Annotated in this window: 20 protein-coding genes; 7 read left to right on the top strand and 13 right to left on the bottom strand. The window is 73.5% G+C overall.

Going from position 1 to position 23,269, the window contains the following annotated elements; genetic code table 11:
* Window positions 1-171 precede the first annotated feature (171 nt).
* From dnaJ to IPL61_02795, 3 genes are all read left to right on the top strand, one after another.
* Window positions 172-1,284 (top strand): molecular chaperone DnaJ, encoded by a 1,113-nt coding sequence (gene dnaJ, locus IPL61_02805; protein ID MBK9030264.1) that lies wholly within the window; start codon window positions 172-174, stop codon window positions 1,282-1,284.
* 349 nt (window positions 1,285-1,633) lie between these two features.
* Complete coding sequence (locus IPL61_02800; protein ID MBK9030263.1) at window positions 1,634-1,894, top strand: hypothetical protein; 261 nt, start codon at window positions 1,634-1,636, stop codon at window positions 1,892-1,894.
* Window positions 1,895-1,950: 56 nt separating this feature from the next.
* Complete coding sequence (locus IPL61_02795) at window positions 1,951-2,211, top strand: hypothetical protein (GenBank protein MBK9030262.1); 261 nt, start codon at window positions 1,951-1,953, stop codon at window positions 2,209-2,211.
* A 55-nt stretch (window positions 2,212-2,266) separates the two neighbouring features.
* Here the strand turns inward: IPL61_02795 and IPL61_02790 are convergent, their stop codons facing one another.
* The 5 genes from IPL61_02790 to IPL61_02770 all read right to left on the bottom strand — a co-directional run bounded on the left by IPL61_02790 (window position 2,267) and on the right by IPL61_02770 (window position 7,662).
* Entirely contained in the window at window positions 2,267-3,199 is a 933-nt protein-coding gene (locus IPL61_02790) for a hypothetical protein (GenBank protein MBK9030261.1), read from the bottom strand.
* A gap of 6 nt (window positions 3,200-3,205) precedes the next feature.
* Complete coding sequence (locus tag IPL61_02785; GenBank protein MBK9030260.1) at window positions 3,206-3,676, bottom strand: histidine phosphatase family protein; 471 nt, start codon at window positions 3,674-3,676, stop codon at window positions 3,206-3,208.
* 54 nt (window positions 3,677-3,730) lie between these two features.
* A complete protein-coding gene (locus IPL61_02780) occupies window positions 3,731-6,130 on the bottom strand; it encodes a transglycosylase SLT domain-containing protein (GenBank protein MBK9030259.1) in 2,400 nt (799 codons plus the stop codon).
* 48 nt (window positions 6,131-6,178) lie between these two features.
* Window positions 6,179-7,039 carry a hypothetical protein gene (locus IPL61_02775; GenBank protein MBK9030258.1) on the bottom strand — a complete coding sequence of 287 codons (861 nt, stop codon included), beginning with the start codon at window positions 7,037-7,039 and terminating at the stop codon, window positions 6,179-6,181.
* A gap of 143 nt (window positions 7,040-7,182) precedes the next feature.
* The gene (locus IPL61_02770; protein MBK9030257.1) at window positions 7,183-7,662 is read right to left on the bottom strand and encodes an LEA type 2 family protein; all 480 of its coding nucleotides are present in this window, start codon (window positions 7,660-7,662) and stop codon (window positions 7,183-7,185) included.
* A 154-nt stretch (window positions 7,663-7,816) separates the two neighbouring features.
* Here IPL61_02770 and ruvC point away from each other — a divergent pair, with 154 nt between their 5' ends.
* From ruvC to ruvB, 3 genes are read left to right on the top strand one after another with little or no spacing between them, the layout of a single operon-like run.
* Window positions 7,817-8,341, top strand: a complete 525-nt coding sequence (ruvC, locus tag IPL61_02765) for a crossover junction endodeoxyribonuclease RuvC (protein ID MBK9030256.1) — start codon at window positions 7,817-7,819, stop codon at window positions 8,339-8,341.
* Entirely contained in the window at window positions 8,338-8,967 is a 630-nt protein-coding gene (ruvA, locus tag IPL61_02760; GenBank protein ID MBK9030255.1) for a Holliday junction branch migration protein RuvA, read from the top strand. The genes ruvC and ruvA overlap by 4 nt, the downstream gene beginning before the upstream one ends.
* 13 nt (window positions 8,968-8,980) lie before the next feature.
* The gene (ruvB, locus tag IPL61_02755) at window positions 8,981-10,066 is read left to right on the top strand and encodes a Holliday junction branch migration DNA helicase RuvB (protein ID MBK9030254.1); all 1,086 of its coding nucleotides are present in this window, start codon (window positions 8,981-8,983) and stop codon (window positions 10,064-10,066) included.
* Window positions 10,067-10,483: 417 nt separating this feature from the next.
* Here ruvB and IPL61_02750 read toward each other — a convergent pair whose 3' ends face one another.
* From IPL61_02750 to IPL61_02715, 8 genes are all read right to left on the bottom strand, one after another.
* Window positions 10,484-12,130 carry a glycerol-3-phosphate dehydrogenase/oxidase gene (locus tag IPL61_02750; GenBank protein MBK9030253.1) on the bottom strand — a complete coding sequence of 549 codons (1,647 nt, stop codon included), beginning with the start codon at window positions 12,128-12,130 and terminating at the stop codon, window positions 10,484-10,486.
* A gap of 31 nt (window positions 12,131-12,161) precedes the next feature.
* The gene (locus tag IPL61_02745) at window positions 12,162-13,454 is read right to left on the bottom strand and encodes a hypothetical protein (GenBank protein ID MBK9030252.1); all 1,293 of its coding nucleotides are present in this window, start codon (window positions 13,452-13,454) and stop codon (window positions 12,162-12,164) included.
* A gap of 32 nt (window positions 13,455-13,486) precedes the next feature.
* On the bottom strand, window positions 13,487-14,833 hold the full coding sequence (locus IPL61_02740) for a sigma 54-dependent Fis family transcriptional regulator (GenBank protein ID MBK9030251.1): 1,347 nt from the start codon (window positions 14,831-14,833) through the stop codon (window positions 13,487-13,489).
* On the bottom strand, window positions 14,830-16,131 hold the full coding sequence (locus IPL61_02735) for a phosphodiester glycosidase family protein (protein ID MBK9030250.1): 1,302 nt from the start codon (window positions 16,129-16,131) through the stop codon (window positions 14,830-14,832). Before IPL61_02735 ends, IPL61_02740 begins: the two co-directional genes overlap by 4 nt.
* Before the next feature lie 63 nt (window positions 16,132-16,194).
* Entirely contained in the window at window positions 16,195-18,342 is a 2,148-nt protein-coding gene (locus tag IPL61_02730; GenBank protein ID MBK9030249.1) for a PEGA domain-containing protein, read from the bottom strand.
* A 434-nt stretch (window positions 18,343-18,776) separates the two neighbouring features.
* The gene (locus tag IPL61_02725; protein MBK9030248.1) at window positions 18,777-20,546 is read right to left on the bottom strand and encodes a long-chain fatty acid--CoA ligase; all 1,770 of its coding nucleotides are present in this window, start codon (window positions 20,544-20,546) and stop codon (window positions 18,777-18,779) included.
* Between the two features lie 95 nt (window positions 20,547-20,641).
* A complete protein-coding gene (locus tag IPL61_02720; GenBank protein ID MBK9030247.1) occupies window positions 20,642-21,136 on the bottom strand; it encodes a DNA-binding protein in 495 nt (164 codons plus the stop codon).
* A gap of 223 nt (window positions 21,137-21,359) precedes the next feature.
* Window positions 21,360-22,700 (bottom strand): hypothetical protein, encoded by a 1,341-nt coding sequence (locus IPL61_02715; GenBank protein MBK9030246.1) that lies wholly within the window; start codon window positions 22,698-22,700, stop codon window positions 21,360-21,362.
* Between IPL61_02715 and IPL61_02710 the strand changes: the two genes are divergently transcribed.
* Window positions 22,699-23,247, top strand: coding sequence for a hypothetical protein (locus IPL61_02710; protein MBK9030245.1), 549 nt, complete (start codon window positions 22,699-22,701; stop codon window positions 23,245-23,247). The genes IPL61_02715 and IPL61_02710 overlap by 2 nt on opposite strands.
* Window positions 23,248-23,269: the final 22 nt, after the last annotated feature.

Here is a 23,269-nt window from a genome sequence, read left to right as displayed (position 1 = left end):
CAGTGGGGGTGATCAAGGCGCGCGACCGGTACAGTTCCGTCGAGGATCGGCCCCACATCGCGGTGCGGCGCGTCATGCGTAGCGGGCTACGCACGCGCACGCGCGGAGGCGGCGCGGCTTGACAGGCTGCGTCGCGCGCATTACGTAAGGGCCGGTTTTCGGACCCAACTCATGCGTGACCTGTACGAAGTCCTCGGGGTGTCTAAGGACGCCAGCGCAACTGAACTCAAGAAGGCGTACCACCGCCTCGCCAAGCAGCACCACCCGGACGTCAACCCGGGCAGCAAGGAGGCCGAGGACAAGTTCAAGGAGGCGGCGAACGCGTACCAGGTGCTGTCCGACGAGGAGCAGCGGGCTCGCTACGACCGGTTCGGCTTCGACGGGCTGCGCGGCAGCCCGGGCGGTCCCGGCGGCACCGGGTTCAACTCGGTCGAGGACATCTTCTCGGCTTTCGGCGACATGTTCGGCGACTTCTTCGGCGGGCGCGCCTCGGGCGGGCGCCGTCAGGCCCGCGGCGCCGACGTCCGGGTCGACCTGCAGCTGTCGTTCCCCGAGGCGGTGTGGGGGGTGACCAAGGACATCAAGGTCGCCCGGGACGTGCCGTGCGGCACGTGCAACGGTTCCGGCGCCAAGGCCGGCACCAAGCCCGAGACCTGCTCGTCGTGCAACGGCCGCGGCCAGGTGGTGCACAGCCAGGGCTTCTTCATGGTCCAGAGCGTGTGCCCCCGGTGCCGCGGCGAGGGCAAGGTCGTGCGCGAGCCCTGCGTCGACTGCAACGGCCGCCGGGTCAACAGCGAGACCTCGGTGCTGTCGGTGACGGTCCCGCCCGGCGTCGACGACGGCCAGACCCTGCGGCTCGCGGGCAAGGGCGAGGTCGCGCCCGGCGGCGGCGCGGCCGGCCACCTGTACGTGGTGCTGCACGTCGTCGGCGACGAGCGCTTCCAGCGCGACGGCGAGGACATCCTCACCGACGTCCCGGTCAGCTTCGTCAAGGCCGCGCTCGGCGGCGAGGTCGAGGTGCCCGTGCTCGACGACAACTGCGACGGCGTCGCGGTGGTCGAGATCAAGGCCGGCACCCAGCCCGGCGATCACGTGGTCCGGCGCGGCCAGGGGATCCCCCGGGTCGGCAAGACCGGCCGCGGCGATCAGGTGGTGCGCTGGAAGGTGGAGATCCCGACCAAGCTGTCGAGCAAGCAGGCCGAGCTGCTGCGCGAGCTGGCGACCGAGCTGGGCGAGGACGTCAAGGGCAAGCGCGGCGGGCTGTTCAGCCGGCTGAAGAAGTAGGGGGCGGGGTCGAGGGCCCGGCGACCGAGCTGGGCGAGTCAAGGGCAAGCGCGGCGGGCTGTTCAGCCGGCTCAAGAAGTCGCGGGCGGGGTCGAGGCCCCGGCGACCGAGCTGGGCGAGGGCGTCGAGGGCAAGCGCGGCGGGCTGTTCAGCCGGCTCAGGAAGTCGCGGGCGGGGTCGAGGCCCCGGGTTGTCGACCGCGGTCAGCGCGCGGTCCGGCTCGGGTGAACGCACGTGGCGCAGGCACGTCGCCGCCGCCGCGGCACGGCGGCTGCAATGGCGTCGGCTGCCCCCGGTCGTCGTCGACGACCCTCGTTCCTCCACCCGACCTCCACGAAAGGCTCCCTCCATGTCGAACTTCGACACCATCGATCACGCCGCGCTCACGTCGATCACCGGCGGGGTCACCGCCGAGGGCTCGCTGACCATCCCCGCCGGCAGCGGCACCCTCAAGGTCGACACCGCGACCCCAGCCAACCCTCAGGCCAGCGATCCCAACGCGTACATCCGCTGCCTCGATCTGGTCGGCAAGCAGGCCGGGATGATGGAGTCGCCGGCCAACGTCGCCAACCGCCAGCAGGCGCTGTGCAACCCGCTGCTCAAGCAGTGATCTCCGCGCGCGTCCCCGCCACCCCCCACGCTCACCGCTCCGACAAGGATCTCCCCATGTCCACGTTCACCTCGATCGATCCCGACGACCTCACCTCGGTCAACGGCGGCGTCTCCGGCGAAGGCTCGCTCACCGTCCCCGGCGGCAGCGGCACCGTCAAGGTCGACACCGCGACCCCGGCCAACCCCCAGGCCAGCGACCCCAACGCGTACATCCGCTGCCTCGACCTCGTCGGCAAGCAAGGCGGCATGTTCGAGGCGCCCAACGCCATGGCCGCGCGCCAGCAGCAGCTGTGCAGCCCGCTGCTCGGCAAGTAGGGCCGCGCAGACCACCGCCCTGTGCGCGCGCCGGCGCCGGCCTGGGCCCGGCGGGTCAGTTCATCTCGGCGCGCTCGGCCAGGACCTCGAGGACCTCGTCGACGAAGTCGTCGGGCGGGACGAACTCGTAGTGCTCGTCGGTCTCGCGGGTCGGCAGGGTGCGGAGGGCGCCGTCGCGCCACCAGTACAAGTTGGGCGAGATCGCGCCGGGGCCCTCGGCGTAGAGGCTCGCGGCCATCACGACCATCGCGTCGAGCGCGCGCAGCGCGTTCGGGTCGACGATCGGGTGCCAGACCAGGGTGTGGCGGTTGGGCACCGCCGCGATCACGCCCAGCGCCGGCTCGTCGCCGATGAAGTCGCGCAGGAGCAGCAGGTTCGACGCGACGAAGTAGCTCTCGCCGGTCATCGCCCGCACGATCGCGCCGCCGACGTCGATGTCCTCGATCACCGCGCGCTCGGCCCGGCGCTGGTTGGCCAGGGCCTGGTAGTACAGCTCTTCGGCCGGCACGTCCCAGCGCGGCAGCGTGTCCGCGGTGACCGTGACCACGTTCGAGGGTAAGTCGTAGCAGAGCACCGCCGTCAGATCGTCGGCGACCTCGTGCAGCACGAACTGCTCGGCGCCCTCGACGAAGGTGTCGCGCGCGTAGAGCCGCAGCCGCAGCACCGGCCGCGCCGCCGCGAGGTCGTGGCCGAGCTGCCCGGCCCGGGCCCGGTCGCCGCGCCCGGCGACGAGCGCGTCGAAGTGCGACGCGATCACCTCGGGGTAGCTGCCCGGGATCGACGCGTGGCACAGCTGCGCGAGGTTGGTGAGGCCGAGCGCCTCGTCCTCGTCGCCGCCCCACCGGCCCCACAGCACCGCGTCGTCGAACCGGTACGGCATCGCCCGGCGCACCAGCTCGTCGGTCAGGGCCACCGCGAACGCGTGCCACTCGCCGTCGCTCATGAAGCGGGCCCAGGTCGGCCGGGCGTCGGGGTCGAGCGCGGTCACCAGCGGCTACTCCACGAACAGGGCATGGACCTGCATCAGATCGGCGCGGGCCGAGAACGTGGGGACGCCGCGATCGAGCGCGGCGCACTGGGCGGTGTGGAACGACGGGAACGACGGCCGGCCGATCAGCAGGGCGCCGAGCGACGAGATCGACGGCTCGTGGCCGATCACCGCGATCGCGGTCCCACGGGCGGCCAGGCCATCGAGCACGTGGCGCGGGTGGTAGCCCGGCGCCAGCGCCGACTCGACCTCGATCGTGCCGAGGTAGTCGAGGCCCGCCGCCAGGAGCTCGGCGGTCTGGAGCGCGCGCGGCAGCGGCGAGCTGACCATGGCGTCGAGCTCGACGCCCTCCTCACGCAGCAGCCGGGCCAGGCCGCGCGCGGCCTCGCGGCCCCGGGCGGACAGCCAGCGCTCAGCGTCGCCGCCGGCGACGTCTTCCAGCACCGCGTCGGCGTGGCGGATCAGGTAGAGCTTCACGGCGCCCGAGCGAGCATCCCGTGGGCGCTCGGCCCTGTCAACGCGCCGGCGCGGTCACGGCGCGGGCAGGATCGCTGGCGGAATCTGGTTCGGCATGGGCGGCACGCCGCCCCCGGCTAGCCAGGTGTAGACGAAGTAGCTGCCCAGGACCCGCTTGGAGTAGTTGCGGGCCTGATCGTCGACGATCGCCTCGATGAACTCGTCGGCCGGCCAGGTGCCGCGGACCTTGAGCCACCGCTTCACCGCGCCCTCGCCGGCGTTGTAGGACGGCGGCACCAGGTGGATGAACCCGCCCCAGTGGCCGACCAGGTAGCCCAGGAACCGTGCCCCGATCGTCACGTTCTTCTCGGGGTCCTTGAGGTTCTCGCGGGTCGGCGCGATGCCGGTGCCCTTGGCGAACCGGGTCGCCGTCGAGTTGATCATCTGGGTCAGCCCGATCGCGTTGGCGTACGACTCCAGGGTCGGCGTGAACGCGCTCTCCTCGCGCACGATGCCCTGCGCGAGCGCGACCGGCGCGCCGTTGAGATCGGCGTGGCGCTTGAGCAGGTCGTAGAACGCCGGCGGGTACGCGATCCGCCACCGGGCCCGGTTGGCGCCGACCGGCCACGCCCGCTTGTACTCGAGGATGTGCCAGCGGGTCGGCCAGTGCGACGAGCCGTAGCGCCCGGCGCGGTCGTAGAGCCACGCCAGCGCCCAGAGCTGCTCGATCCGATCGGGATCGTCGATCCTCTTCTTGTCGGTCGGCGGCGCCAGGCCGATCGCGCGCAGCTCGGCCTCGGCCGGATCGCCCAGGCCGAGCCGGATGAACTCGACGGCGCGCCCGAACGCCGGCGTCGCGTAGGCCGCCCGCGGCTGGAACTGGAACGCGGGCGCGGCCGGATCGTAGCCGGCGGGGTCGCGGGTGAGCTCGGCCATGAGGGCCTCGAACCGCGGCGCGTCGAGCTCGCGGATGCGGTTGAGCGCGAGCATCGCGTAGTACGTCACCGGGTACAGGCGCACGGCCTGCGCCCACGACGCCAGCGCCTCGGCCCGGCGGCCCCGGCGCAGCTCGGCCCGCCCGATCCAGTACTGCGGTTGGCCCTCGGCCCAGTAGTTGTCGTCGATCGGCACCGCCGCGATCTGGTCCTGCCAGTAGCCGATCGCGCGCTCGTCGTCGTTGGCCCGGAAGGCGCGCCAGCCCAGCCGCCACAGCGCCTCGGCCCGCATGTCGCCGGCCGGGAACTTCTGCGGCAGCGCCTCGAGCGCGGCGGTCACCTGGGCGTCGTCGCCGAGGTCGGCGTACTCCTCGGCCGCGCGCAAGAGCGCGTCGTCGGCGTAGCTGTGGGTCGGGTCGGCGTCGCCAGCGGCGCGGTAGCGCGCGATCGCGGCGGCGTGGTCGCGGTTGTACGCGTACGAGCGTCCGGCCTGGTAGTACGCACGCACGAGCGTGTCCTTGTCGTCGGCGGCCATGCACGCGGTCACCGCCTGGTCGAAGGCCGGGGCCGCCGCCTTGCGATCGCGCGCCTTGAACAGGCTCTGGGCCCGCTGGTAGCTGGCGACGCAGGTGTCGGCGGGCGTGCGGTCGGGGGCGGCCAGCACCTCGGCGTAGGCGGCTTCGGACTCGGCGTTGCGCTGACCGTCGAACAGCGCCTTGGCCCGGGTCAGGCGCTCGGTCGCCGTCAGCGGCGGCGGCGGCGGGCCGCCGGCCTTGGTCCGCGCGTCGAGGCGCGCCGTCGCCTTGGTCGCCCACGACGACAGCGGATCGTCGATCGTGATCGCGCGGTACAGGGTCGCGGCCTCGCCGGTGGTGTCGCCGGCGCCCTCGAGCGCCTCGGCCTGGCGGAACCGCGCCTCGGCCCGGCGGATCCCCTGCGGCCGCCGCGCCAGGTAGCCGCGGTAGTGATCGGCGACGGCCTTGGCGTCGCCGGCGCCGCGCAGCAGGTCGCCGACCAGGAGCTCGGCGTCCGCGCCGACGATCGCGTCGGGGCTGACCGCCCGGGCCAGCGCCAGCGCCGTGGCGCCGTCGTGGGCGAAGAAGCGCGCGCGGGCCTCGTGGTAGCTGAGGTAGTCGGCCAGCGCCGGCACCAGCGCCCGCGCACCGGCGAAGGCGTCGGCCGCGAGGCCCCACTTGCTCTGCTCGGCCAGCGCGGTGCCGGCCAGCAAGAGCGCGCGGCCGCGCTCGTCGGGATCGGTCGCGCTGAGCGCCAGCGCCGAGAAGCCGGTGGCGGCGGCGGCCCAGTCCTCGCGCGCCAGCGCGGCGACCGCCGGCGTGCCCGCGAAGTAGGGCTGGCCCATGTCCTCGGTCAGCGCGGCCACCGGCGGCCCGGGCGGCGGCGCGTCGACGGCGACGCTGGCGTCGGCCGTGGCGTCCGCGGCCACCGGCCCGGGGATCAGGCTCGTGCGGTGGCGCTGCGCGTCGTCACCTGAACACGCCGCCCACGCGAGGATTCCGACGAGCACGACGCGCTTGGACATGGTTGGACCGTAACAACGTCGATCGACCCCGGCAAATTCCGCGTCGGGTCAGCGGTGGCCGCCCTTGCCGCCGCCCTTGCCGCCGCCCTTGCCGTCGCCCTTGCCCTTGCCGTGGTCGTCGCCCTTGTCGTGGTCCTTGTCGCCGTGGCCCTTGCCGTCGTGGCGGTCGCGCGCGTCCGCGCGGGCGTCGAGGGCCCACAGCTCGACCTGGGCCTTGCCGCCGCCCGGCAGGTTGCCGTAGCGGAACGTGACCTGGCGGACGAAGCGGGCGTCGCCGGGCAGATCGATCACGCGCGAGGTCGAGTTCGGTCCGAAGACCATGCGCAGGTTGGGCGAGAACTTCGAGCCGTCGCCGAACTCCACCTCGATGTCGAACATCTCGAGGGCCGAGTGCTCGACCACGACCGCGATCGCCCGGTAGCGATCCTTCTTCTTGCCGACCTTGATGACGTCGCGATCGACGCGGCCCTCGACCCAGCGCTCGCCGAGCTTGTCCCAGTCGCTGGCGCGATCGAACTGGCGGTCGCGCCGGTCATCGTTGTGCTCGACGACGACCGGCGGCGGCGGCGGCAGGCGCGGCGGCGGGGCCGGGGGACCGGGCGGCGGCGCCGGTGGCCGCACGACGACCACCGGGGGCCGCGGCGGCGGCGGCGGGGGCGGCTGTTGCTGCGTGACGATCGGCGGGGGCGGCTGCGGCTGCGTCACCACCGGCGGCGGGGGCGGCTGTTGCTGCGTGACGATCGGCGGGGGCGGCTGCGGCGGCTGCGCGACGACGACCGGCGGCGGCTGCTGCTGCGGCTGCGCCTGGGTCGGGCCCATCGAGCCGGGGGGCGGGTTGGTGGTCGCGAGGCAGGCGCTGGTCGCGAGGACGGCGCCGAGAGCGAGGACGAGACGGAGGCGGTGCAGCATGGGGCCGAGCTTACCCTGGCAAGCGCGCTCCGGTTGCGGTCAGACCGACCCTGGCGTACCAGCGCCAGCTCCCCGACGTGCGCATCCGGCGCGGGGCGTGCGCGCCGATCGACACGTCGCGCGTGGTGCCGCGCTCGCCGTGATCACCAGCTCGGCAGGCCGCCGAGCGCGCCGCCGGCGCCGGCGAGCGAGCCGCGGTGGTCGACGTCGACGGTCAAGTCGCCGAGCTGGGTCGAGAAGTGCAGGCGGGCGCGGAGCTGGTAGGCGCGCGCGCCCCGCGCCACCGCGCTGGCGGCGTCGACCGCGTCGCGCAGATCGATCCGCAGCGACGTCGACACCGGCGCGCTGGCCTTGGCCGGGATGGTCTGGCTGGCCTCGACCCGGCCGCTGACCGCGCGGGCGCCGCCGATCGTCAGCTCCCAGTCGATGCCGGCCAGCGGCACGCCGAAGGCGTTGGGGTTCATCACGTCGAGGGCCAGCTCGCCCTCGATCGAGGTCACCGACGCCACCGCTAGCGACGCGCCGCGCACCGTGGCCGTGGGCCTCTCCACCGGGCGGGCGAGGAAGCAGGCGGCGAGCGGGGCGACGAGGGCGAACACGGCCAGGCGAGGAGCGAGGTGCATAGGGCCCAGGAGACAGCAAGGTCCGGGCCGGCCCCGCCGGCGACCGGGTTTCGCGAGGTTCGCGCGGGCGCGTGAACCGACCTTCACGGGCCGTGCCGACCCGGCCCGGCCTGGGCCGGACCTGTCAGATCGGCCGTGTAGCTTCCGGCCCGACGTGCGCATCCTCGGGATCGATCCCGGCAGTCATGTGTGCGGCTACGGCGTCATCGACGTCGTCGCCGCGGGGCTCACCTACGTCGAGTGCGGTGTCCTGACGGCCCGCGCCGACGACCCGGCCGAGGCCCGGCTCGGCGAGATCGCCCGCGGCCTGGGCGAGGTGCTCGACGAGCTGGCCCCGACCACGGTCGCGGTCGAGGACGTGTTCGCCCGGATCAACCTGCGCTCGGCGCTGGCGCTGGCGCAGGCCCGCGGCATGGCGCTCGCGGTGGTCGGGCTGCGCGGCCTGGTGGTGGCGTCGTACCCGGCGCCGCAGGTGAAGAAGATGATCACCGGGCGCGGCCGCGCCGGCAAGGAGCAGGTCGCGCACATGGTGGCGGCGCTGGTCGGGCTGCGAGTGCCGCCGCGGGCCGACGCCGCCGACGCGCTGGCGCTGGCGATCGCTCACGCGCGCACCGTCGCCGCGGCCGCGGCGGCGCCGCGGATCGTGCCGGCCACCCGGGCCGCGGGCGGGGCGCCGTGATCGGCCAGCTGCGCGGCACGCTGGCGGCCCGGCTGCCGAACAACCACGTCATCGTCGACTGCGGCGGGGTCGGCTACGAGGTGGCGTGCTCGGGCTACACCCTGGCGGCGCTGCCCGAGGTCGACGCGTCGGTCACGCTGCGCGTGTTCACCCACGCGCAGGAGAACAAGATCGCGCTGTACGGGTTCTTCACCTCGAGCGAGCGCGAGCTGTTCGATCACCTGATCACCGTCAAGAACGTCGGGCCGTCGACGGCGATGGCGATCCTGTCGGGCGGCGCCGAGCCGCGCACGATCGCCGACCTGATCGCGCGCGAGGACAGCGCCGGCCTGACCAAGCTCAAGGGCGTCGGCAAGAAGACCGCCGAGCTGCTCGTGGTCGAGCTGCGCGAGAAGTGCGAGCTCTTGCTGCTGTCGTGGAACGCCAGCGGCCAGGTGCGGCCGGCGGCGCTGCCGGCCGGCGGTCGCCGCAGCCGCCACGCGATGCTCGACGAGGTCGCCGCGGCGCTGGTCGGCCTGGGCTGGAAGCCGATCGAGGCCGACGCCGCGGTCGCCGAGCTCGAGGTCGGGCCCGGGATCACCCTCGAGATGCTGGTGCGCGCCGCGCTGCGCAGCATGCCGCGGTAGGGTAGGCGCGGTCATGGCCCGCAAGAAGCACGTCGACGAGCCCGTGGCCGCGCCGGCCCCGGGCGACGAGCGCGAGGTCGCGCCGGTCGAGCGCGGCGGCGAGCAGGCGTGGCAGGCGACCTTGCGGCCGCGGACCTTCGACGACTACATCGGCCAGCGCGATCTGATCGACAACCTGCGGGTCAGCGTGCGCGCCGCGCGCGACAACGGCTGGCCGCTCGATCACTTCCTGTTCGCCGGGCCGCCCGGCCTGGGCAAGACCACGCTGGCGAACGTGATCGCCAACGAGCTGGGCGTCAACCTGGTCGTGACCAGCGGCCCGGCCATCGATCACAAGGGCATGCTGGCGTCGCTCCTGACGTCGCTGGGCGAGCGCGACGCGCTGTTCATCGACGAGATCCACCGGCTGTCGCCGATCGTCGAGGAGAACCTCTACCCGGCGATGGAGGACTTCCGGTTCGATCTGTTCATCGGCGACGGCCCCCACGCCAAGGCGATGACGATCCAGCTGCCGCGGTTCACGCTCCTGGGCGCGACCACGCGCATGGGGCTCCTGTCGGCGCCGCTGCTCGATCGGTTCGGCTTCCACTGGCAGCTGCGCTACTACGACCTCGCCGACATGACCGCGATCGTGCGCCGCAGCGCCCGGCTGATCGCGGTGCCGGTCGACGACGGCGGCGCGGTCGAGATCGCGCGCCGGGCCCGGGGCACGCCGCGCATCGCCAACCGCCTGCTGCGCCGGGTCCGCGACTTCGCCGCGGTCGAGGGCGACGGCACGATCAGCGCCGGCGTCGCCGCCGGGGCGCTCGATCGGCTCGCGGTCGACCACGCCGGTCTCGACACGCTCGATCGCGGCTACCTCAGCGTCGTGTGCGAGCGCTTCGACGGCGGCCCGGTCGGCATCGAGGCCATCGCCGCGTCGCTGTCCGAGGAGCGCGGCACGCTCGAGGAGGTGGTCGAGCCGTTCCTCCTGCAGGTCGGCTTCATCGCCCGCACGCCGCGCGGCCGCGTCGCCACCGCCGCCGGCTACGGCCACATCGGCCTGACCGCGCCGGCCAAGGCCCCGAGCGGCGGCACGACCCAGGGCCGGCTGTTCTAGCGCGGCGCTCCCGCGCCGGCGCTGGCGCTGGTGCTCGCTGCGGCGCTGGCGCCCGCTTCGGATCCGGCGACGGATCCCGATCCCGATGCGGATCCCGATGCGGATCCCGATGCGGATCCCGATGCGGATCCCGATCCTGATCCGATCCTGATCCGATCCTGATCTGATCCTGATCCTGATCCCGATCCTGGATCCTGATCCTGATCGATCCGGATCCTGATCCTGATCCTGATCCTGATCCGGATCCGGATCCGATCGGATCCGATCCTGATCCGGATCCTGATCCGGATCCCGATCCGGATCCCGATCCGGATCCCGATCCGGATCCCGATCCCGATCCGGATCCCGATCCCGGATCCCGATCCGGATCCGGCACCCGCCCCGGCTCCGGCTCCCCCTCCGGTCCGGGCTGCCTGGCTACGCCGTCCGGAAGCGCCGGCTGTCGGCGACGACCTGCTGGTAGCTCGCGATCTGGCGGGCGCGCTCGTCGGCCGACCAGCCCAGGCGCGCGGCCATGCGATCGGCCACGGCCGCGCACACGTCGAGGCCTTGATCGCGGCCGACCAGCAGCAGCGGCGCCCGGCGCGACAGCACGTCGTCGACGGTCCGGGCGCGATCGCTGGCGACCGCGAACTCGACCTCGGCCCAGACGTACGGCAGGTCGGCGTTCATGCGCTCGCCGAGCTGGCGATCGGCGGCGATCAGGGCGGCCAGCGCGGGGGCCCGGGCGCCGTAGACCCCGCACAGGTGGGCCGCGACCTCGCCGTCGATGCCGTGCTCGGCGATCAGCCCACGGCCGATCGCGGCCACGCCCTCGAGGTCGGCGCTGTCGAGCCCGACGGCGCCGGGCAGCGGGCGGTGCTTGGTGGCCGAGCGCTCCCGCCCGGCGGCCTCGAAGGTGTCGTCGTGGTCGCGCAGCCACTTGACCGCCGTGCGCACGCCCTGGATCGCCATGCGCCGGTAGGTCGTGAGCTTGCCGCCGGCGATGATCACGAGGCCGTCGTCGCGCACGAAGATCTCGTGCTCGCGCGACACGTCGGACTCGGCGCCACCGTCCTCGGCCCGGATCAGCGGGCGCAGCCCGGCCCAGGTCGCGATCACGTCCTCGGGGCGGACCTCGGCGTTGGGGAAGTAGCCGTTGGCGCTCGCGCACAGGTAGCGCACGTCGTCGGCGTCGGCGTAGACCGCGTCGGCGGAGCCGGTGAAGTCGGTGTCGGTGGTGCCGATGACCGTGCGCTCGCGCCACGGGATCGCGAAGAACACGCGCCCGTCGACCGGCGAGATCATCGTGATCGCGCGCGCCAGCGGCAGGCGCTCGTGCGGGAGCACCGCGTGGACGCCCTTGGTCCGGCGCAGGAGCTCGCGGCCCATCGGGATCTCGAACCGACGCACGACCTCGTCGGTCCAGGCCCCAGCCGCGATCACCACCGCCCGGCACGCGATCCGGTCCTCGGCGCCGGTCAGCAGATCGCGGACGCGCACCGCGACGACCCGGCCGGCGCCGTCGCGCTCGAGCTCGAACACCTCGGTGTAGTTGCGGCAGTCGGCGCCCAGCGCCTCGGCGTCGAGGATGTTCTCGAGCACCAGCCGGGCGTCGTCGGTGGCGCAGTCGTAGTACTCGATCACGCCGCGCAGGCCGTCGGTGCGCAGGCACGGCTCGACCGTGGTCGCGGCCTTGGCGCCGCGGATGGTCTTGTGCATGCGCGGCGCCCGGAACAGCGCCAGCGAGTCGTAGATCCACAGGCCCAGGTTCATGACCTCGAGCCCGGGCTTGGTGTCCTTGTAGATCGGCACCAGGAACGGCAGCGGCCGCACCAGGTGCGGCGCGACCCGGGTCTGGACCCGGCGCTCGCTGACGCTCTCGAAGACCAGGCCGATCTCGCCGTGCTCGAGGTAGCGCAGCCCGCCGTGGATGAGCTTGGACGACTTCGACGAGGTGCCCGAGCCGAAGTCGTTCTTCTCGAACAGCGCCACGGACATGCCGCGCAGCGCGGCGTCGCGGGCGATGCCGGCGCCCGTGATGCCGCCACCGAGGATGACGAGATCGACCGGCGCGCTGCTCATGCCGCAAGAATTGAGGCAAGCGCGTCGGCGGTCAAGGCTGAGCCGCCTTCGCCAGGGCCGCGGCCAGGGCCGCCGGGTCGAACTGGGGCAACTCGGCGCCGGTGGCGGTGGCGCCGTCCGGCGCCAAGGCCAGGCTGGGGGCCCCGGCGGCGGCGAGGTCGTCGCACAGCTCGACCAGGCCGGCGACCTCGAGGTCGTCGGGCGCGGTCTCGACCAGCTCGATCGCGGCGGCGCCCGCGAACGCGACGGCGGCCTGGACCCGGGCCCGCAGCGTCGCGCCGTCCGGCCACGGCGCCGACGCCACCACGGCGCCCGCGCCGGTCACCACGGCGATGCGTGCCGCCGCCAGATCGAGCCGGATCCGGGCGCCAGCGATCGGCGCCAGGCGCAGCCGGTGGGCCGCGATCGAGCCGCGCCACAGCGACACCTCGTCGGGGACCGCGACCGCGAACCGCGCCGGCGTCGCGCCCAGCGCGCGCACCGCGGCCAGGGCCCGCGCGGCCGGCGCCGCGGTCGGCGCGATCACGACGACGTCGTCGAGCCGGTCGGGCCCGGTCGGCGCCGGACCCAGCGCGGCCAGCGCCGGGCTGAGGTCGCCGGTGGTCGGGGTGCCGGGGTAGGGCGCGCCCGGCGCATCGACCACGAGGCCGTCGGCGCCGAGGCGGGCGATCGGCAGGCGACCGACCAGGAGCGCCTGGTCGGTGACGGTCACGTGCCGCCACGGCATGCCAGGGGCCGCGGCGCCGGGCGGGACGACCAGGCCGTTGCCGACGACGGTCCACGGCGGCAGCGGGATCACGACACCGGCGCGGGCCTGGCTCAGCGCGGTCCAGGCGCTCGGCGGCAACGCGGCCTCGGCGCCGGCGATCCGCGCGCCGATCGTCACCAGCGCCAGCCACACCGGTCCCGCGAAGCGCTCGGTGGTCGGCCCGGTGCGCATGGCGGTCGGACAGTCCTCCGCCAGCGCCTTCCATGGCCGGGTCACGCCGGGCCCGGGGGTGACGTCGCCGAGCAGCCCGCGGAACCGGCCCATCGCGCGCTTGCTGCAGCCGAGCTGACACGCGGTCAGGACCTCGTGGACCGCGGCCAGGTCGGGGTGGCCGTTGGCGGCCGGGATCAGCGGCTCGAAGCTGGTCCCGCAGACCGCGCAGCCGCGCACGATCAGCCCGGTGCGCTCCTGCGGCGGCGCCGCCGGCGCGCGCGTCAGCGCCGCGGTGCAGTCGATCAGGCCCTGGGTCGTCGGCGGCGGCGGCGGGGTGCGCGTGCGCCTGCAGGCGGTCAGCGCGAGCGCGGCGGCGACGAGCGCGGCCGCGCGCCCCGTCACGCCGTTCGGGATCCGGCGAGCGGGCCGGAGCACTAGCCGCGCTCCACGTCGAGCCCGTACTTCTTGACCAGCCGGTGGATGTAGTTGCGATCGATGCCGGCCTCGTGCGCGGCGCGGGAGATGTTGCCGCGGTGGCGCGCGAGCAGGTGCACCAGGTAGTCGCGCTCGAAGCCCTCGACCAGCGCGGCCTTGGCCTCCTTGAACGGCAGCTCGAGGATGCCGTCGTGGCTGGCGCTCGCCGCGGCGGTCCCGGCGGCGACCGGCGGCGCCGCCGGCAGATCGTCGTCGACCGCGAGCGTCCCCAGCGACAGCGCGCGCTCGACCACGTTGCGCAGCTCACGGACGTTGCCGGGCCAGTCGTGGCGGGCCAGATCGGCGAGCAGCGTCGGCGACAGCTCCCACGGCGAGCGTCCGAACGACTCGGCGAAGTAGCGCGCCAGCGTCGGCAGATCGCCCGGGCGCGCCCGCAGCGGCGGCACGTCGCACCGCACCACCGCCAGGCGGTAGAACAGGTCCTCGCGGAAGGCGCCGGCCTTGACCATCGTGCGCAGGTCGCGGTGGGTGGCCGCGAGCACGCGGATGTCGACCGCGATCGGCTTGGTCTCGCCGACCCGCCGGACCTCGCGCTTCTCGAGCGCGCGCAGGAGCTGCGGCTGCAGATCGAGCGGCAGCTCGCCGATCTCGTCGAGGAACAGCGTCCCGCCGTGGGCCGCCTCGATCAGGCCGCGCTTGTCGCTGATCGCGCCGGTGTAGCTGCCCTTGGCGTGGCCGAACAGCTCCGACGCGATCAGCTCGCGCGGGATCGACGCGCAGTCGACGACGATGAACGGCCCGGTCGCGCGCGCGCTGGCCTGGTGCAACGCCTCGGCGATGGCCTCCTTGCCGGTGCCGGTCTCGCCCTCGAGCAGCACGGTGGCGTCGGTCGGCGCGACCCGGGCCAGCAGCGCGAACAGCTTGCGCATCGGCGGCGAGCTGCCGATGACGCCGCCGAACCGATCGCCGCTCCACTCGCCGAGCGGCGCCGGGGCGTCGTCGGTCTCGATCGCCAGCTCGGTGTGCTTGCCGAGCCGGAGCCGGGCCGGGCCGGTCAGGGTGATCGCGCCGACGCGCGCGCCCTCGTGCCGGGTCCCGTTGGTCGAGTCGAGGTCCTTGATCGCGAGGCCGTCGCGGCGCACCTGCAGCTCGAGGTGGTAGCGCGACACCGTCGCGTCGGACAGGACCACGTCGTTGTCGACGTGGGTGCCGATCATCGTCGTGCCGGTCTCGATCGGCCGGCGCAGCCCCACGTCGGGCCCGGCCAGCACGACCAGCCGGAACTGGCGTTCGATCAGCTGGCCGCCAGCGTCGGTGTAGACGTTCGTGTGGGCGAGGGTCCTCATCGCGTCCGGCGGCGCGACCGGCGCCAAGCGAATACCACGAACGCCGCGGCCGTCGCCACCGGCGCGCCGTCGCCGCCGCCGCCGCTGGTGCGGCAGCAGCCGCCGGTGGCGCCGTCGCCAGGGCCGGCGTCGGGGCCGGCGCCGTCACCGCCGCCGCCGTCCGCGCCCGGCGCGGCGTCGAGCGCGGCCGGCGCGTCGATGGCGGCGTCGACCCCGGCGTCGGGGCCGGTGCCGGCCGGCAGCATCGCGATCGAGTTGAACGTCATCGCGTTGGCGGGATCCATCTGCTTGCACTGGTGGACCGGGTCGTACCCGATCTTGGTCGCGTCGACGCACACGTAGCGGATCGGGACGTTGTCGAACGTGTACGAGCTGTCGACGGCGGCGGTCGTGACGGCGCGGCCGTCGTCGAGCGTGACCCGGACGCCGCCGAGGTCGGGGCCGGTGATGATGTTGCCCTCGCGCACCACGCCGAACAGCGTCCGGGCCTGGGGCGGCCCGACCTTGATCGTGAGGTGGTTGGCGACCGCGCGCTCGCTGCCGTCCGACGGGCTCGACACGACCCCGCCCTCGCTGGCGATGAACAGCGTCGACGAGCTGCCGCCGTCGACGAGGATCGCGTCGCGGGCCCCGCGCGCCACCATCAGCGCCGCCAGCTCGGCGGCGGTCTGGCCCAGGGCCCCGGCCTGCCAGCCGTCGACCACCGCGATGATCATCGTGCGCCGATCGGCGCTGAGCCCGATCGCGGTGCGCGGCGCGCGCTGGCAGGCGATCGTGTCGGGATCGCCGCAGTCGAAGCTGGTCGGGATCTGGCCGGCGCGCACCAGCATCGGCCGGCCGCCGAGCGCGCCGGTCACGAACTCGGGCAGATCGGCCGGCGCCACCACCGACTCCGGGACGACGATCAGCGCGTCGGTGCCGGCCACGGTCTTGCCGAACCGCAGCACCGCCTCGCGATCGTCGTCGTGCGCCGAGGTCCACGCGCCGCTGGCGCCGACCGCCAGCCCGTCGGGGACGTAGCCGGCCGGCGCGAACAGGTCGCCGTTGATCGCGAGCTGGGCCCCGTGGACCGCGGCGATCTGGCTGGCGGTCTTGCCGCGATCGACCTCGTCGGTGGCGCGCAAGGTCAGGGACGCGAACGACAGGTCGACCAGCACGAAGTGGGCGCGCTGCTGGACCGCGACGTCGCTCCAGCGCACGTGGGTGACGCCCGGGTAGGGCGCGGTCGAGGTCTCGGTCGGGGCCGCGGCCGCGACCGACGCCGATGCGGCGATCAGGGCGAGCGCGAGCCGGGACATCGCGCCGATCATATCCCGGAACCGGCGCCGGGATCGATCGCGCGCGGGCCGACGGGGCCGCCGCTACGGGATCGTCGTGCTCTTGCCGGCCGTGACCTTCACGTCGATGTTGCGCTCGGTGCCGTCGGCGTCGATCACCTTGAGCGTGCGGCGGCCCTCCTCGAGGGCGGCCCGGTTGACCTTGCGGCCGCCGATCAGCAGCGCGCCGCCCGCGGGCGCCTCGACGGTGCCGAACTGGACGTCGATGGCGACGGTGTCATCGCCCACGACCGCCGTCCGCCGGACCGTGCCCCCTGGCCGGATCGCCTCGACGTCGACCTGGTACCGGCCGGCCGCGACCGGGCAGTCGAACGGCAGCGCCTTCTTCGCGCAGCCAGGGGCGCCGACGACCGTGCCCCGGGCCTCGACGTTGGCCGTCAGCGCGATCGCCGCGCCCGGCACCAGCGCCGCGGTGACCGGCACCGCGCGGGCGCCGGCCGGCGGCGTGACCGTGACCGTGATCGGCGCGTGCTTGGGCAGGCGCAGCGAGATCTGGTGCGCGCGCCCGGCCTCGACGAGGAGTTCGCGCACCGGGGTCACCTGGCCGGCCTGGCGCTGGCCGTCGAGGTAGATGTCGGCGCCCGGCGGCGTCGACGTGACCGCCAGCGACGCGAAGCTGGGATCGATCGCCAGCGCCAGGGTCAGGTGGCCCTCGGCCCCCGCCGCCGGCACCCGGATGGTGCGCTCGACCGGCGCGTAGCCGGTGTGGGTCACGACCAGCTGGGCGTCGCTACCCGGCGGCAGCGAGGTGATCGTCGTCGGCGTCACGCCGAGCTCGCGCCCGCCGACCAGGATCGTCGCGCCGCGCGGATCGGAGTCGATCTCGATCGAGGCGGTGCGCGCGACCAGGTGCAGGTCGAGGCTGGTCGGGGGCCCGTCGGCCGGCTGGAACACGGTCTCGGCCGGGCTGTGGCCGTCCTTGTGCGCGGCGACCCGGTACGCGCGGCCGACCTCGAGGCCGGTGACGACCAGGCCGCCGGCGGTGGCGACGCCGCGGACCCGACCGTCGAGCTCGACGGTGGCGCCGGCCGGATCGACCGAGATCCGCACCGAGGTCGTGGCCGGCCGCGCGAACCGCGGGTACGCGACCAGGGCGATCAGGGCGACCAGCAACACGATCGCCGCCGACAGCCCCGCGATCACGCCGCGCGGCGCCCGGGGCGCGCTGGCGCGGCGCTCGACCGGGTGGCTCGTGCCCTGGGGCAGGAGCCGCGACGGGCCCGCCGCCAGCCGCCCGGCGGCGTCGATCTTCTCGACGAAGTAGCCGAACGCCTCGAGCTCGACCTTGGGCGCCTCGAGGTCGTGGGTGACGACGCACTCGGTCGCGACCCCGGGCAGCACGTTGACCAGGAACCGGCTCGCGCTCGACGCGATGAAGTACAGGCCGAGCCCGGCGCCGCCGGTCTTGCGATCGATCTGCTGCTCGGAGTGGAGGCACTTGTGGAGGTAGCGGAGGATCGTGCCGCGCTCGAGCGCGCCGAAGCTGTCGCGCACCGACATCGCGAACGAGCGGCCGTCGCAGGCGTACTGCACGACCACCTTCTGCTCCATGCGCAGCCCGATCCGGCTCTTGGTCGGGATGTCCGCGAACACGGGCTTGCCGTGCTCGTCGACCGGCGCGTCGTAGAGCGCGTTCATCAACATCTCGTCGAGGCAGCGCTCGATGTTGTCGCGGTACTTGCGCCGCACGCCCATCAGCTCGGCGAACTCCATCAGCTGGGCGATGCACAGCGACTTCTCCTGGTAGTCGCCGACCAGGGTCGAGTAGACCCGCGTGCCCCACGGCACCAGCTTCTCGAGCCCGAAGATGTCCCCCGCCAGGATCCGCGTGGCCATCGCCGCCAGATCGCCGGGCCGCATCTCGCTCTGGACGAGCACGCCCGAGACCTTGTCCGACAGCTTCATCGCGTCGACCGCGGGCGCCAGGGCGTGCGCCGGCAGGATCGCGATCAGGCGGGCGTCGTCGCGCATGCGCAGCGCCAGATCCTCGACGCACGACATCAGCGCGCCGTCGAGGTGCACGACGATCAGGGCGGCCTGGATGTCGCCCGCGCCGAGCGCCTCGAGCGACGTGTGCAGCTCGACGACCCCGCCGGCGGCGCGGAGGGCCGTCGCGACGACCTTGCCAAAGGCCTTGTCCACCGAGAGCGCGATCACGCGCCGGGCTAGCATCGGTTCTTGAATGTACCGTAATGGAGCGTACTCCTGGAAATTCTGGTCGGGTATCGTTGGGGTTGGCGGGCCGAACGGGTGGTCGCAGCGCCCACACCAGGTTGCGGCGCCGTGTGCCTGACTGGTTGAGACACGGTCGCCGGACCGTCACGTCCGGAGGCCACGCCACCGCGAGCCTGTGTCGGCGCACTGACCGGGCGCGGCGGCAATGGGCTGGTCGGGAAACGTCACCTCGCCGCCCGGGGCGCGACGGCGCGTGAACGTGTCGGCGTCGGGCGGGGCGTCGATCGGCGCTCACGGCGCCCTGGGCGCGGCGTGTCGAGGTACCGGAAGGTCGCGCGGAACGACGCCGGCCCCAGGAACGCGTCGTCGACGAACGGCCGCGCGCCCGACGGCGCGTCGCGGTCGGCGCCCGGTACATCCCGGTCGGGGGATTACTCGTGGTACATCGCCTCGATCTCGGTCGCGAAGTTCTGGTTCACGATCTTGCGCTTGATCTTCAACGTCGGCGTCAACTCGCCGGTCTCGATCGCGAACGGGCGCTCGAGGATCGTGAACTTCTTCACCTGCTCGACCCGCGCGAGCCGCTCGTTGACGGCGTCGACCTGGCGCTGGATCGCGTCGCGCAGCGCCGCGCGCTGGTTGCGCGGCCCAGGGTCGGCGCCGAGCGCGGCGGCGACCGCGGCGTCGTCGACGGTGACCAGCACCGACAGGAACTTGCGGCGATCGCCGATGACCACCGCCTCGGCGATGAGCGGTGACTCCTTGAGCGCGGCCTCGATGTTCTTCGGCGAGATGTTCTTGCCGCCGGCGGTGATCAGGATCTCCTTCTTGCGCCCGGTGATCGTCAGGAACCCGTCGGCGTCGAACGCGCCCAGATCGCCCGACCGCAGCCAGTCGCCGTCCTTGGCGTCGCGCGTGGCCTCGGGCTCCTTGTAGTAGCCGAGGAACACGTTGCGCCCGCGCACGAGGATCTCGCCGTCGTCGGCGAGCTTGACCTCGACGCCGGGCAGCGGCTGGCCGACGGTGCCGAACTTGGTGCGGCCGGGCAGGTTGAACGACGTCGGGCCGCAGTCCTCGGACTGGCCGTAGATCTCGTAGAGCGGCAGATCGATCGACGCGAAGAAGTCGATCACGTCGGGCGCGAGCGGCGCCGCGCCGGTCACGCACAGGCGCGCGCGCCCCAGCCCCAGCGCCGGCTTGAGCTTCGACAGCACCAGCCGGTCGACCAGCCGGTACTGGAGCGCCAGGGCGCCGCCGGGCTCCTTGCCGACGTTGCGCAGGGCGCTGACCCGCCGGCACACGTCCTGGGTCCAGGTCATCAGGCGCGCCTTGACGCCGGTCGCGGTCGCCAGCTTGGCGGTGACGCCCGCGTGGAACTTCTCCCAGATCCGCGGGACGCCGAACACGACGGTCGGCTGGACCTCGCGCAGGTTGTCGGGGACCTTGTCGATCGACTCGGCGAAGTAGACGGTCGCGCCCGAGGTCGCCGGCCCGAGGATCGTCGACATCTGCTCGGCGATGTGCGACAGCGGCAGGTACGACAGCGCGCAGTCGCCGTCGCGGGATCCGCCCACGTCGATCAGCGCCTGCGCGGTCCACGCCAGGTTGTCGTGGGACAGCATCACGCCCTTGGGCGGGCCGGTCGTGCCCGAGGTGTAGATCAGCGTCGCCAGCGCGGCCTGCTCGATGCCGTCGATGCGCGCGTCGAGCTCGGCCTCGGTGATCGCGGCCGCGCGCTCGCAGAACGCCGTCCACGACATCACCAGCGGATCGTCGATCGGCGGGCAGTCGCGCATGGTCACGACCTGGCGCAGCCGCGGCAGCTGGCTGCGCTCGGTGGCGATCTTCTGCCACTGGCCGAGATCCTCGACGAGCACCGTGTGGGCCTCGGAGTGATCGACGATGTACGCGACCTCCTCCGACGAGCACGTCGTGTAGATGCCGGCGGCGGCGCCGCCCGCCATCATCGCGGCGTGATCGAAGATCACCCACTCCGGGCGGTTGAACCCGAGGATCGCGACCTTGCCGCCGACCGGGAAGCCGAGCGCCATGAGCGCCCGCGCCGCCGTGCGGATCTCGACGACGTAGTCGCGCCACGAGGTGGGGCGCCAGACGCCGCCCTGCTTGACGAAGTACGCCGGCGCCGACGGTCGGCGGGCGCGCTGGGACAACAGACGATGGACGATGGTATCAGCGGGCACGTGCCACTCCTGGAGACGCGGTGCCCGCGATGCCAGGCATCGGGGCCCGGCTCAATCTAGCAGGTGTCGGCGGCGCGCCGCGGCGCCCGAGCGGGCTACTTGCTCTTGCCGCGGCGCTTCTTGGTGCCGCCCTTGGCCGCGCCCTTGGCGGCCTTGGCCGCGCCGTCGCCCGGGAAGTAGGTCGTGGCCCGGCGCGCGCCCTTGGTGGTCACGGCGCCGCTGGCGATCAGCTTCTTCAGCGGCAGCGCCAGATCCGGCGTCCGGGTGCCGAGCACCTTGTTGATCTGCTCGATGCGCTGGCCCGGGTTCGAGCGGATGTGCGCGTGCACCTGCTCCTGGACCTTGGCGATCTCGGACTTCGGGCGCTTCTCGCCCTTGCCGCGCTTGGCCGCGCTCGCGGTCGCGGTCGCGGTCGCGGCTGGCGCCGTGGCCTTGGCCGGCTTGCTGACGCGGATGTCGCGCACGACGGTGCCGGTCGCGCCGGCCAGCGCGCGGTTGAGCGTGTCGAGGGCCGCGGTCCGCGCGAGCCGGGTGATCTCGTTTACGAAGGTGCTGACGAGGTCGTTGATGCGAGCTTCGATTTCAGTCATGGAATACACACCTGTAGTGGAGTAGTGCCATGATTGGCACGGAATCTGGAATGCGCCTAGTCCAACTGGGCTTTTTTCCAGAGGGATCCGTGGGGCGGCGGTCGGAATGCTGAATACGCACTGCCGACGATTAGCGCGGTTCGCCGCCGCGATCACCCCGCCGCGGTGGGGGTCGTCGAGTCAGGCGAGCGCGGCCGCGTGCGGACCGACCGCTCGCGCGCGGCTACGGCGCGGGCCACACCGTCGGGAGATCACGTAGGACCGCGTACACCACCGGGCCGGCGTGCTCGCTGGCGCGGTACAGGTCGGCGTGGTCGAGGATGCCATCCACGCGATTGAATTCTTCGCTGGTCCAGCTCGACGAAGGGTGAAAGCCCATCATGTAGACCTTGGGGGCGGTCAGCGCCGGTCCCGGCCAGTTCGCGCCGAAGATCTCGATCATCTCCAGGGTAGAGACGTAGTCGACCATGATGGCGTTGTCGGGCACCTCGAGGATCGGCACGTGGGGCGCCGCCGGCGACTGCTTGTCGTCGACGTTCGGGTGGTACGGCTGGCTGGTGTCGCCGATCGTCGACCAGGTCGCCATGTTCCAGTTGTAGAGCTCCGAGCCGGGGGGGCGATTCCACTCCTCGAGTCGTGCCCAGTTGAGCGCGCTGGTGTCGGCCACGTAGCCCTGCGCCGCCAGCGCCTTGAGCGTGTCGACCGAGGCCGTCCAGCCGCCGGCCCGGAACGTCACCGGCTTGCCGAGGCCGTGATCCATGAAGATCTCGTCGGCCGTGGCCAGGAGGGTCTCGAAGTCGTCCTGGCCGTAGGCCGAGACCTTGATGGTGTAGCCGCTGGCGTCGGTCTGGTAGACCGTGGACTGGTCGGTGATGCACGGGATGCCGGCGGCGGCGACGAAGTGGCACCACGGGTGGATGTGCAGCGCGATCTCGTCGTCGTACTGGTCGCGTCGGGTGGTGAGCCAGGTCGTGATCTCGGCCTTGCGGGCCTCGGTGACGACCGTGTCGGTGTACGTGTACGGGCCGACGAACTGCGTGAACCGGATGTCCGGGTGCGCGGCGCGCAGCTGGTCGTGGGCGTCGAGCGCCGCCTGGCCGGGCTCAGGAAAGTCCCAGTCGGTCGAGACGACGAAGTACATCGGGTGGGTGCGGAAGAACGGCGCGCGCGCGAACGCGGTGGTCGCGCCGTCGGCGGCGAACAGCACGTCGTACTCGCCCGGGCCGAGGGTCGCGATCGAGACGGCGCCCGTGAAGCGATGATCGCCGGCCGCGGTCAGCCGTTGGCCGGGCCCGCCCGCCACCCACACGTCGATGACGTCGGTGTCGGCCGGGGCCACGACCTCGAGCGTGAGCGTGTCCTGGCCGGGCGTGAGCGCGTCGCCGACCAGGTTCCACAGGGCGACGTCCCCGACGGCGAACGCCGGATCGTTGCCGGCCGCGGGCGGGGCCGGCGGGGCGGTGCGCGGCGGGCCGATGGCCGCGTCGTCACAGGCCGCCAGCGCGGAACACGCGATCAGCCCGCAGATCCAGAGCGAACGTGAGGGTACAGTACGGGCCAGCATGGCGGCGCTATATCATGGCCTGGTGCGGGTCAGCCCGGTTTCACTGGTGGTGGCGATGGTCGCCAGTGGCTGCGCCGCGCAGCGGGCGCAGGGCCCCCTCGACGTGCGCCTGGGACTGACGCCGAGCCAGACCGCGTCCGCGGTGCGGGCCTACGACTTCTGTCGTCAGCGCGACGCCGACGCGACCGGCGAGCCCGCACGGGAGATCTTTCCGCAGTGCGGCAGCCCGGGCCTCGCGACCGGCGACGCGTGGGTCGTCGCCCACTACCGCGACGGGCACGTGGTCCGGCTGCAGCGGTTCGAGCGCTGGCCCGACGCCGACCGCGCGAGCGCGCGGTGGAACCAGTTGCTCGAGCGCAGGGGCCGCACCGGCCCGGCGACGTCGAGCGCGCGCGACCGCGTGTTCTCCCGCCAGGGCATCCCGGAGGGGACCAAGGCCTGGGTCGCGTTCGAGCGTTCGCGCGAGCTGATCGGCCTGTACCTGCTGACCACCACCGACCCCACCGCCCCGGCGATCCTCGAGGAGATCGTCCCGCTCGATCCGTGACGCGCGCGGTCGCCGCGGGGCG

Source organism: Myxococcales bacterium, from assembly GCA_016717005.1.
In the GTDB taxonomy this organism is placed as follows: domain Bacteria; phylum Myxococcota_A; class Polyangia; order Haliangiales; family Haliangiaceae; genus UBA2376.
This window is presented reverse-complemented; position numbering and strand designations above follow the sequence as displayed.